Origin of the sequence: Colwellia polaris (genome assembly GCF_002104515.1) — a bacterium.
In the GTDB taxonomy this organism is placed as follows: Bacteria; Pseudomonadota; Gammaproteobacteria; order Enterobacterales; family Alteromonadaceae; genus Cognaticolwellia; species Cognaticolwellia polaris.
Genome location: NZ_NBOE01000002.1, coordinates 351,208 through 363,148, shown reverse-complemented (window position 1 = coordinate 363,148; position 11,941 = coordinate 351,208). Strand labels below are relative to the sequence as shown.

The following is an 11,941-nucleotide window of genomic DNA, read 5'->3' as shown; positions in this document are numbered from 1 at the left end:
AATTATTCCAGTTATTAAATAATTACTGCCAAATACTTGGATAAATGCCTTTACAGCTTTTTAACTGCGTTATTAATTTAATACTATGGTTTCTTATCTTATCCTTAATTTGCGTTAAGTGAAATAAAACAAAAAAACCCGTCGCTTATTATAACGACGGGTTTTCATTTTTCTTTAATAAATCTACAACTTATCGACTATTAATACTCGCTAAGGTGATCTTTGATTAATAACTCGGCAATTTGTACGCTATTCGTCGCTGCACCTTTTCGTACATTGTCTGCAACGATCCACATATTAATACCATTGTTGTGGCTAATATCTTCTCGAATACGGCCAACAAAGGTTTCATCTTTGCCGCTAGCATCGCCAATTTGCGTAGGAAAGTCTTCATCATTACGGCAAACCACTATGCCGGGAGCTTGGCTTAAAAGATCTTTCACTTCTTCGGCTGAAATAGGTGAGTTTGTTTCAATGTGCAGTGATTCACCATGGCCGAAAAATACCGGTACGCGAACCGCTGTAGGATTTACCATTACCGTATCGTCACCAAGTATTTTCTGTGTTTCCCACACCATTTTCATTTCTTCTTTGGTATAACCATTTTCAAGAAACACATCGATTTGCGGAATAACATTAAAAGCGATTTGGCGAGAGAAGTTTTTCGACTCAACAGGCTTACCTGACAATAAATCGGCCGTTTGCTTTGCTAACTCATCCATTGCAGCTTTTCCGCCACCAGAAACAGACTGATAAGTAGAAACATTAACACGTGAAATGCCTACAGCATCATAAATAGGTTTTAAAGCTACCATCATCTGTATGGTTGAACAGTTAGGGTTAGCAATAATATTACGATTACGGTATTCAGCTAATGCTTGAGGGTTTACTTCAGGTACTACTAATGGAATATCAGCGTCGTAGCGAAACTCAGAAGTATTATCAATAACGATACAACCAGCATCTCCAGCGATAGGAGCATACTTTGCTGATGTAGCACCGCCAGCAGAAAAGAAGCCTATTTGCGCTTGGCTCCAATCGAAATTATCAGCGTCTAAAACTTCAATGCTTTCACCATTAAAATCAATAAATTCGCCGGCAGAGCGGGCGCTGGCCAATGGGTATAGTTTATTAATTGGAAAATCACGTTGTTCTAATATTTCAATAATTGTTTTACCAACTAATCCTGTTGCACCTAGTACGCAAACATCAAATTTCTGTGCCATGATCCTCTCTCTTTTATCCAGTTTATTTATTAAAGCCAAGCCGATGTGGCACATCTGAGCTCAACACATTATTCAAGTTTACCGTTACTGAAGAAAACTCCCGGCGAGTCGGGTACGTTTTTCGAATATGGTCAAATCCTTGAGTATTAATTTGCTGACGAAAAATTGCATCGTCACGTCTAACATCGTAAACCATTTTTACCAGTTGGTTTAGCAGTATTTCATCAAAGTCTTGATTAATTTCAATCGCACTAATAGCCGGTATCGGCAAAAAGTCTGCAAGTTGCTTCTTTGGTAAAATATCTAACTGTTGACATAATGCCCGATACAGAATCTCTGTGCCACGAGCTTTTCCTTCTAAGCTATAACCAGCAATGTGAGCTGTGGTAATTTCACAATGCTCGATCAACTCAGTTAATATAGCTGGTTCGTTTTCCCAAACGTCGAGTACCAGTTTTACACCGTGGCCTTGCTGCTTCATTTTCAATAAAGCTTTATTGTCTACCACCTCACCGCGACACGCATTAATCAAAATTTGATTATGGCTTAATATTGCAAGTCGGTCAGCATCTAACAAATGATATGTTGCATGCTGTCCTTCACGAGTTAATGGCACATGTAAAGAAATTACATCACAAGCGAGTGCTTGTTCTAATGTTGAAAATTCACGATTATCATTAGGGTTTTCAGCTTGTAAAGGGTCACAAATAACATGCTTAATGTTTAAAGCTGTTAACTTTTCACTTAATCTTGTGCCCGTATTTCCCCCACCAACAATACCAACGGTTAAGTTGGATAAGTTAAATAAATAACGTTCTGCAAGCACAACCATAGCACTTAACACGTACTCAGCTACCGATACGGCATTACAACCAGGTGCCGAATGAAAATTAACATTTCGTTCAACTAAGTAGTTTTGATCGATATGATCAACACCTATAGTTGCTGTACCTACAAAGCTCAGTGCATTGTTGTTCTCTAGCAACGCTTTATTTACTTTCGTAATTGAACGCACCAACATTACATTTGCGTTTGCAACCTCTTTAGCTACCAAAGAGCGGCCAGAAAAGGCAGTTAAAGTACCTAAGTCGGCAAAAAACTCCTTTGCGAACGGCATGTTTTCGTCGTAAAAAATATTCATTAATGTTCTCAATTATAAAAAGTAACAATTACGTTTAAACAGCTATTAGCAATGCCCAGATAAATTTAGCTTTGAGCCGGTACTGTCGATTTTTTAATATAACTTTCTTTTTCGGTTTGCGTTACTTCAACAGTAATTATGGCGTTTTCAATACCTAAGCGCTCAAGTTGATTATAAACATGCTCAGTGAGGTTTTTTCGTTGGGTTAAATCGCGACCAGATAATATTTTTAAATTAACATGTAAGAACACTTGTTCTGCACCTGGTAAGTAAAAATCATTATAAGCACAAGCACGTACTTTGATATCAGCAGCGCTAAATAATTCACTTTGGTTTGCACCTTTATATACAGCGTGCATTAACTGCTCTACAGCTAAGTTTTCGGTAATTTTTGCAGAATATTCAATAATACAATGAGGCATGATAGCAGGGTCGCCAACAATAAATAATTAAGGAGGATATTGTAGCTAAATTTAGCGACAAAATGACATAAAAAAACCGCTAAATTTTTAGCGGTTTTTAAAATTAAATGAAATTATCAGCTATAAATACTCATAATTTCACCAAACAGCATTTTATTTATATTTTTGCATAACAAGCGTAGCGTTAGTACCGCCAAAACCGAAGCTGTTAGACATAACTAAATTAAGTTCCATATCGCGCTTTTCAGTGACAATATCTAAACCTTCAGCTTGTTCATCTAAGGTATTAATATTAATCGAAGGAGCAACAAAACTATGCTCCATCATTAATAATGAGAAAATTGCTTCGTGAACACCCGCCGCACCAAGTGCATGACCTGTCATCGCTTTTGTTGCACTAATTGCAGGTGAGTCTTCACCAAATACCGCTTGAATAGCACCAAGCTCTTTTACATCACCCACTGGGGTAGAAGTACCGTGAGTATTTAAGTAGTCAACTTTAGCATCAACACCTTGCATGGCTTGTTGCATACAACGAATAGCGCCTTCTCCACTTGGAGCAACCATGTCGTAACCGTCTGACGTAGCACCGTAACCCACAATTTCAGCATAAATATGTGCACCACGCGCTAAAGCGTGCTCAAGTTCTTCAACAACAACCATACCGCCGCCGCCTGAAATAACAAAACCGTCACGGTCTGCATCATAAGTGCGCGAAGCCATTTCGGGTGTTTCGTTATATTTAGAAGACAAGGCACCCATGCCATCAAACATCATCGCTAATGACCAATGAACTTCTTCACCACCACCAGCAAATACTACATCTTGTTTACCCAATTGAATAAGCTCAGCTGCATGACCAATACAATGTGCACTAGTGGCACAAGCTGAGCTGATTGAATAGTTAACACCTAAAATTTTAAATGGTGTCGCTAAACATGCTGAGATAGTGCTCGACATGGTTTTTGGTACGGCGTAAGGACCCACTCTTTTTACGCCTTTCTCGCGTAAAGTATCTGCTGAGTTAACGACGTTTTCAGATGACGCGCCACCAGAGCCAGCAACAATACCAGTACGGAAGTTTGATACTTGCTCAGGCGTTAATTTTGAATCTTTGATTGCTTGATCCATGGCTATATAGGCAAAAGCTGAAGCTTCGCCCATAAAACGTAGTGCTTTACGGTCAATGTGATCTTTTACTTCAATTTCAGGTTTGCCCCAAACTTGACTGCGCAAACCCATTTCAGCAAAACTTTCAGCACGGGTAATACCTGAACGCCCTTCTTTTAAAGACGTTAATACTTCTTCTGCATCATTACCAATACTTGATACAATACCTAATCCGGTGATAACTACACGTTTCATATAAATAACCATATTCAATTAAAAAATCTGGGCGTATCATACATACTTTTGCCCCCTATACTGGTCTGTCCAGCGTACACTTGTACACTGAATGTTTTCATTTTTATGACAGCCTATTGTAATAACATGTAAAATAACCTTTTTTTACTAGCAACGGAAGACGTTAATATTGTGATTGATCAAGCTAAGATTACCTTTCAAGAAGACGGTTCGCCTTTTTCAAGCCAGTTTGAAGATATCTACTTTGATACAAACCAAGGCACAAGCCAAAGCGAGTGTGTATTTATTAACGGCAATAATATTAAATCAAGGTTAGCAAAACTCCCCGAAAAATTTGTTATCGCAGAAACCGGCTTCGGCACCGGACTAAATTTTTTATTAACACTTGCAGCTTTTGATCAAATTCAACAAAGAAAAATTCAGCAACAAACCAAGCACCAAATTGAGCTTGAATCAGAACTTAAATCAGAGCTTGAATCAAAACAGGCTTTGCACTTTATCAGTGTAGAAAAATACCCATTATCAAAAGCGCAACTGGCACAATCGTTAAAAATTCTGCCTGAGCTTGAACATTACAGTCAGCAATTAATTGCACAATATCCAAACTCTCCAGAGCAAGATGTAACACTGAGTTTTTATTCCGGCGCAGTAACTTTGCAATTAATATTTAACGATGCAACATTAGGTTTAGCGCAATTAGCCAAGGATAAAAATCGTCGAAGTTCAGCATTAGTTGACGCTTGGTATCTAGATGGTTTTTCACCCAACAAAAATCCTGAAATGTGGCATTCAGGGCTATTCCAACAAATAACACGGTTATCAAAAGAGCAGGCAACATTAGCAACATTTACGGTTGCAGGTAATGTAAAGCGCCAATTAATATCAGCCGGCTTTCGAGTTGAAAAACGCCCAGCGCATGGTAAAAAAGATGAAATGCTAAGCGCGGTGTTTCAACAAAACCCTCACTCAGGAAAAGGCTATCAACAACGCCCAATAATTAACAAGCCACAACAGGTCAGTATAATTGGTGGTGGTATTGCTTCAGCGTGTGCTGCTTATGCGCTAACAAAAGCTGGGGTGAAGGTAAACGTATATTGTCAAGATTTTAGCATCGCGCAAGGGGCATCAAGTAATAATATTGCCGCGCTATATCCACTTATTCACCAGCAAGCTGATGACATTAGTGTTTTCTATCAACAAGCGTTTGAACAAGCCGTAGGGTTTTATAAGCATATTAACGAACAAGGTTTTAAGTTTGATCACGACTGGTGTGGTTTGCTAGAAATCTCATACAAAAAAGCTTTAGATCTTCGCCAGCAGCATTTTGAGCACTCGCCAGTGTGGCCAAAAAGTTTAGTACAAAGCATAGATAAAACCAAAGCCAGTGAGTTAGCCAATATAGCGCTCGAACATGGTGGCTTGTTTTTTCCTAAAGCGGGTTGGATTGCCCCGGCTCAATTAGTAAAACAAGTTTTTAAAGCCGCAGAATCAACTAATCGGTTGCGAGTCGAAACTGGCTGTAAAATCAATAGTGTAAGCCAAAAAGTTGATGGTAAATGGTTACTGCATACTGACAAAAAAGATTACCAAACCAATGTAGTGATCTATTGTGGCGGTGCACAAGGCATACCACTGAACTTAATAGAGCAACTACCACTATCATCAGTACGTGGCCAAGTTAGTAATATGATAAGTAATGATAAAATAGCTAACCTATCTACCGTTATTTGTCATAAAGGTTACTTAACACCAGCTAACAATAACTTGCATTGCATTGGCGCAACGTTTCAAAAAAATAGTTTTGATACCGAAAGTAAAGCCGAAGACGACCAATTTAACTTGGCTATGCTTGATAAATGCTTACCAAATGTAACGCAATGGCAAACTACTGACATTGTTAATAGTAAAGCACGTTTACGCTGCATGACCCCTGATCACTTACCTATGGTAGGTGCTATGCCAGATCTTGAAGCTCATAAGCAGCAATATCCACATTTAAGTAAAGATAAGCGTTGGCGCTATAATGAATTAGCACCGGTAATTTCAAATCTATATATGTTAACTGGATTGGGCGCACGCGGACTTTGTACTGCGCCATTATTAGCCGATATTTTAACCGCCGACATTTGTGGTACGCCTTACCCTCTAAACAACGAACAGCTATTTAACTTAGCGCCTAACCGCTTCATTATTCGAGATATTATTCGTCGAAAATTTGATTAAACTTACTATAGAACATAAAAAAGCAGCCTTTAACATAAGCTGCTTTCATTGGTTTGTTAATCGCTATTTAGTTAAATTGCTTAGTTAACCTGAACTCTGGATAAGCAGCACTTGCTCAATGCTCCATTTTAAGCCATTTTCTGCGTTAAAACGTCGATAAATAGCCCGCTATTCATAAACGTTTTGCCTTGAAAATGGCATAAAATGAAGCATTGATGATATCTATTCGTGATGTTCAGCTGGCTATAGCATTTACTTTATTACCTAAGCTTTTGGTTCACTTGAATTTCAAGCACTCATTATCCAGAGTTCAGGTTAGTTACTTTACTAATCGACCACTCAGCGTAGTTGAGCTATCCAATTAAGCTATCCAGTTAAGCTATCTAGTTAAGCGCTGAAAGCTGTTTGCAAAGTTAACCAATAGTCTTGCACTATTTGACGATCTTGTGGACTAAGCTCTGTGCGAGCAGCTTGTAGCTTTTCACTGATATTTATCGCTAAAGCTTGTGTTAAAGGCTGTGATTCATCGCCGTATTCGCTGCCAGCTAAGCTGATAAAGCCTCTTAAATAACTACCGGCGAATAATTCATCAGCACTAACGTCTTGTGTTACTTGCTCATCTAAAAAATGATATAACGCGGTAAGGTTTTCAAATTGCATATTTAATTCCATATTCAATAAGGCAAGTTTTTAAACATTGCCTGTTCTCTAATATTAATAATGATTAATTTTTATTTAATGTACGTTCTATTGCACGTTATCAACGGGATATAACACTTGGTCATTGTAACCTGTAGTCACGGCTAAATAACCTGATAGTTCCAGATCAAGTTCGCTATCGCCGGTATCAGCAATAAGAGGCCTTGCTTCTAGTGCATTCAGCTTAGTTTTAGTCGCAATAATAATAATATTTTCTTTGCCAATAGCACGAATTATACGTGGGCTTAACTGTTGATTACCACGACCAAATATATGCCCTTGACCGCCAATTAACGTGATTAACAACTTAACCTGCCCAGCTTGATAAGACTGAATTAGCTGCCAAAGTTGCATCTCAGTTAAGTCACTTGCCATTAATGTTTGCTGACAAATAGCATCAACACCAAGCAAGGTATTATCTAGCCCTAACTCTTCCATAACAAAAGCGGTAGTGGAACCTGAGCCAATAATAAATAATTCGTCATCCATTTTAGCGATAACATCCGCAGCAATATCTTGTAGTACTAACTCATCAGATTCTTTACCACCTGACTTAACCGCTTGAATATAACGTAACTCTGATGGCACTTGCATTTCACCAAAACGCTTTGCTTTTACAACGCCTTGGCGAAATAAGCTTTCATCAATATCCATTACATCTGCATCGGTTAAACTTACTAATTGATTAGTGATCATTAACTCTACGACGCGACCGGCGGCTTTAGGTGTAATTGCATAAACGCCAGAATGAATTTTACAACCCGCAGGTATACCTAATACAGGAAACTTATCTTCAACAATATGGCAAACATTGCGTGCTGTACCATCACCTCCGGCAAACAACAACAAATCAATATCGTGGTTGATCAAAGTGGTTACCGCTTGCTCTGTATCAAGCGCTGTGGTCGTTTCACCTGAAAGCTCATGCACCACTACAGTATTAAAACCTAAGGCTTTCGCTGAATGCTCGCCCATGTCAGCAGCGGCAGTATAAATAACTATATTGTCTTTGTAAGGCAATAAAATTTCTAATGCGAGTAATGCTCGTGCATTAGATTTAGCGGTCGCTCCAAGTGCTAGAGCTTGTTCAGCAATGCCTTCACCGTCACTCCCTTTTAAAGCTACACTGCCACCAATGCCTGCAATGGGGTTAATGACTAAGCCTAATTTAAATTCTTTCATTGGTTAATCTCATTTATATCCAGCAACAATTTCGTCGCAATACCAAGTAGCCACACCAAAAACTTCTCGCGCCCTACAGTTGAAAATGCTTAATGGCTAAAGGCCAAGCGGTTTGATAATGTTTTGCTAAAACAGTCATAAAAGTTTCGGCGTCTTTAGGGAAGCCGTTGGCTAAATAAGTCAGTACTTGTTTATATACCAAGGCTTTAAACGCCACTCTATCGGTTTCGCCTTCACCTAATAAATTATCCGTAGAAACATCAAAATGCTTTCCACTGGCAACACAAAGTGCCCACTCTATCGCTTGAGGTTTTATTTCTACACTTTCAAATTGGGCTTGCTGTTGGTGATCTCTGCCATCTGGAATATACCAATAACCATAATCTTCCAATAATCGCCGTGACGACCCCGCCAAGCACCAATGTGAAATTTCATGCAATGCACTGGCAAAATAACCATGAGCAAAAACAATTTGATTATAATTACAATATTCACTGCTCGGAATATAAATAGGCTCGTCTGTGCCTTTTATTAAGCGGGTATTATACAAAGCGTAAAAAGTAGTATCGAATAACGTGATCAAATCACGATAGTGAAGCTCGGGAATATTATCCGCCGTCTCATCACAAATGCTTAGAGGCTTACACATAGACATGAAATAAACTTTTTCAGGTGAATAGGGTTATGCTAAGACACTGTTTGGTACTGTGCAATTGCCCTTTAAAATTGACGCTATTCTAACGAAAAACGACGATTATTACATCGCCGTTTTAAAAAAACTTTAACTCTTCGTATCAAAGATAACACGATTGTCTAAGGTTTTGCTTGCAACTTATAGCCGATAACAATGCAACTTACAACTAAGTGCTGCCTTATTGATATTTTGCATTTGCTCAGCAAATAAATTAACTTTCATTGACCGAAGCATCGTCAGATTCTTTCATATTTTTTACGCCACCTTTAATAACAAAGTAGCCAAAAACACCTGAGATTAATGATCCAATAACGATACCTAATCTATCTTGGAAAATAAGATTAGCGCCTTGACCTTGCTCGAAGGCTAAAGAACCAATAAACAAACTCATGGTAAAACCAACACCACATAATATTGCAGCGCCGTACAGCAAACGCCAATTCACATTTGTTGGTAATTTAGCCCAACCGAGTTTTATAGCAATAAAACAAAAACCAAATACGCCAAGTTGTTTACCAACGATTAAACCAACAATAATCCCCATTGGTACAGGTGCCATTACTTGTTCGATACCCACACCGGCAAAGCTTATTCCTGCGTTTGCAAAGGCAAACACGGGTAAAATAATAAAAGCGACTAACGAATGTAAGTTATGCTCTAAAGATTTTAACGGTGAGGGTTCATCTTCTTTCCCTTTTATTGGAATAAAGAAGGCTAAAACGACCCCCGCTAACGTAGCGTGCACACCAGACTTTAATACAGCAACCCAAAGTACAATACCTAGAAAAATATAAGGTGCTGTGCTAGTCACACCGCGTTTATTCATCACAAATAATATCGCGATGATACTTGAAGCAAAAACTAAAGATAATAACGACAGTTGGTCAGTATAAAATAACGCGATAACGATAATAGCGCCTAAATCATCAAATATAGCTAACGAAGTTAAAAACACTTTCAGTTGTAGCGGCACTTTACTGCCTATAACCGACAAAATACCTAAAGCAAAAGCAATATCGGTGGCGGTTGGTATCGCCCAACCATTTATCGCGTCAGGATCATTGTAGTTAAATGCCACATAACATAAAGCCGGTATTAACATGCCACCTAAAGCACCAATAGCCGGTAATGTAACTTGCCCAGGTTGCGATAAATCCCCCTCTAAAAACTCACGTTTAAGCTCTAAACCTACCAAGAAGAAAAACAGCGCCATCAGGCCGTCATTTATCCACAACAATAGAGGCTTAGCTATTTCAAAAGTTCCCACAGCTACCTGCACAGGAATATTAAGCAACATATCGTAATACACCATAAAGGGTGAGTTAGCGATAATCATGGCCGCCACAGCAGCAAACATTAAAATAATACCGCTGGCAGCTTCAAGCTTTAAGAAGTCGTTAACACTTTTAATAATCATTGGTTCTCATAATTTTATTTACGTGACGACATAATATGTCACAAAAACACTTTTTTCAAATTAACCAATGTAATCATTTGTAAAAAATTTAATGCTAAATAAACACTAAATGATAATAATTCGGAAAAAAGTAATTAATTCGATATTAGTTCAGATTATTGATTTATTAACTGGTAATATTGCATTAAATAAGAACAGTACTTACTGCTTAAAAAACAATATTTCCATCAAAGGCAAAAACGCATGAAAAAACTTGATGACATAGACTTACGTATTCTTACCTTGCTTTATAAAGATGCTGATATCACTAATAAAGAGTTAGCCTCACAAATAGGTATTGCACCCTCAACCTGTTTAGAGCGCGTAAAGCGTATGAAATCAAATGGTGTTATCAACAATGCATTTATTGATATTAATTTCAAAAGTATTGGAGGGAATATTGAAGCAATAGCAGCAATTAAATTGCAACCTTACTCAGAGTTAATCGTAAATATGCTTAGAGATGATTTACTCAAACTACCTGAAATTGTCAGCTTGTATCATATGGGCGGTAGCTACGACTACTTTATTCATATGTCTGTAAAAGATAGCGAGCACTTACGTCAGTTTGTATTTAATGCGATTACTTCTCGTGAAGAAGTTACCACCGTTGAAACTTCACTTATTTTTGAACATAGCCGTAGCGGCGTATTACCAATTTTTGAAGACGAATAAAGTTTGTTGCAATAAAGCGTCGAATTTTGCTTTAAAACCCCAAAGAAAAAGAGCTGGAATAGCTCTTTTTTTATTAGTGTGTCGCAATGAGTTAATGCGCTACAAAGTCTTTTGTTTCAAAATATAGCGGTTTCATCGTGCCGCAATTCAAAAATTTATACTGTAGTTCAGACTCTTTTGGTACAGGCGAAGAGGTAGTAAATTTAGTTAAACAACCCGCCTGTTGATCAATACTTATAATATGGTCAAAGCTTGGAGCCTGTGAAATTCTATGAATATAAATTTTAATATTCTTTTGAAGTGAAACCACGTCATATTCTTGTTTGCTACTAGCAGGTTTAATATCGTCAAAGGTACGCATATAAATTTGTTTTTCAAAAACCATAGGAATATTCTCATAAACTAACATGCCATCTCGTTCAAAATGCCCAGCATACAAGTCTACGTTGATAGCCATTCTCTCTTCACGCATTAAGCGTTGTAAATTAAACGGTTCAGGTTTAATCGTTATAAGGTCGCCGTCTCTAACCGATTGCAAAACAGCCAAGTTATTATTATCTAATTTATATAACAATTGCACATCATGTGGCTTATGATATAGCGGCATATGAGAAGCATAAATACTTGACCCCTGAGCAAATAACACCATGCCATGAACGCCCATATAAGCAGGGTCTAATGGTGGTAGCTCTTTAACCTCGTCCTCTGCAAAACTTATTTGGCTTAACAAAATAAACATACCAATAAACAATTTTTTCATACAAGACCTCAATAAATAGAAAATAACAGGCTAACGAGTCAAATGGGTAACAGCATATTGGTTTTACACAAATTTCAGTGGTCTGAAAATCTAAACCG

General features: G+C 38.0%; 11 protein-coding genes. 2 read left to right on the top strand and 9 right to left on the bottom strand.

What is annotated here, in order from left to right; all coding sequences use genetic code 11:
- Positions 1-200 precede the first annotated feature (200 nt).
- The 4 genes from B6A32_RS06005 to fabB all read right to left on the bottom strand — a co-directional run bounded on the left by B6A32_RS06005 (position 201) and on the right by fabB (position 4,154).
- Complete coding sequence (locus tag B6A32_RS06005) at positions 201-1,226, bottom strand: aspartate-semialdehyde dehydrogenase (protein WP_085301969.1); 1,026 nt, start codon at positions 1,224-1,226, stop codon at positions 201-203.
- Between the two features lie 22 nt (positions 1,227-1,248).
- The gene (locus B6A32_RS06000) at positions 1,249-2,367 is read right to left on the bottom strand and encodes a 4-phosphoerythronate dehydrogenase (protein ID WP_085301967.1); all 1,119 of its coding nucleotides are present in this window, start codon (positions 2,365-2,367) and stop codon (positions 1,249-1,251) included.
- 65 nt (positions 2,368-2,432) lie between these two features.
- Positions 2,433-2,789, bottom strand: coding sequence for a 5-carboxymethyl-2-hydroxymuconate Delta-isomerase (locus tag B6A32_RS05995; RefSeq protein ID WP_085301965.1), 357 nt, complete (start codon positions 2,787-2,789; stop codon positions 2,433-2,435).
- A gap of 153 nt (positions 2,790-2,942) precedes the next feature.
- Positions 2,943-4,154 carry a beta-ketoacyl-ACP synthase I gene (gene fabB, locus B6A32_RS05990; protein ID WP_085301963.1) on the bottom strand — a complete coding sequence of 404 codons (1,212 nt, stop codon included), beginning with the start codon at positions 4,152-4,154 and terminating at the stop codon, positions 2,943-2,945.
- A gap of 171 nt (positions 4,155-4,325) precedes the next feature.
- Between fabB and mnmC the strand changes: the two genes are divergently transcribed.
- Positions 4,326-6,377, top strand: coding sequence for a bifunctional tRNA (5-methylaminomethyl-2-thiouridine)(34)-methyltransferase MnmD/FAD-dependent 5-carboxymethylaminomethyl-2-thiouridine(34) oxidoreductase MnmC (gene mnmC, locus B6A32_RS05985; RefSeq protein ID WP_233131335.1), 2,052 nt, complete (start codon positions 4,326-4,328; stop codon positions 6,375-6,377).
- A 387-nt stretch (positions 6,378-6,764) separates the two neighbouring features.
- Here the strand turns inward: mnmC and B6A32_RS05980 are convergent, their stop codons facing one another.
- From B6A32_RS05980 to nhaA, 4 genes are all read right to left on the bottom strand, one after another.
- Complete coding sequence (locus B6A32_RS05980) at positions 6,765-7,037, bottom strand: YfcL family protein (protein WP_233131334.1); 273 nt, start codon at positions 7,035-7,037, stop codon at positions 6,765-6,767.
- Positions 7,038-7,124: 87 nt separating this feature from the next.
- On the bottom strand, positions 7,125-8,258 hold the full coding sequence (locus B6A32_RS05975) for an ATP-NAD kinase family protein (protein WP_085301957.1): 1,134 nt from the start codon (positions 8,256-8,258) through the stop codon (positions 7,125-7,127).
- A gap of 73 nt (positions 8,259-8,331) precedes the next feature.
- The gene (locus tag B6A32_RS05970) at positions 8,332-8,913 is read right to left on the bottom strand and encodes an elongation factor P hydroxylase (protein WP_408607659.1); all 582 of its coding nucleotides are present in this window, start codon (positions 8,911-8,913) and stop codon (positions 8,332-8,334) included.
- A gap of 250 nt (positions 8,914-9,163) precedes the next feature.
- The gene (nhaA, locus tag B6A32_RS05965; protein ID WP_101685914.1) at positions 9,164-10,369 is read right to left on the bottom strand and encodes a Na+/H+ antiporter NhaA; all 1,206 of its coding nucleotides are present in this window, start codon (positions 10,367-10,369) and stop codon (positions 9,164-9,166) included.
- Positions 10,370-10,612: 243 nt separating this feature from the next.
- Between nhaA and B6A32_RS05960 the strand changes: the two genes are divergently transcribed.
- Entirely contained in the window at positions 10,613-11,083 is a 471-nt protein-coding gene (locus B6A32_RS05960) for an Lrp/AsnC family transcriptional regulator (RefSeq protein WP_085301955.1), read from the top strand.
- Between the two features lie 91 nt (positions 11,084-11,174).
- Here the strand turns inward: B6A32_RS05960 and B6A32_RS05955 are convergent, their stop codons facing one another.
- Entirely contained in the window at positions 11,175-11,843 is a 669-nt protein-coding gene (locus B6A32_RS05955; RefSeq protein ID WP_085301953.1) for a hypothetical protein, read from the bottom strand.
- Between the last annotated feature and the right edge of the window lie 98 nt (positions 11,844-11,941).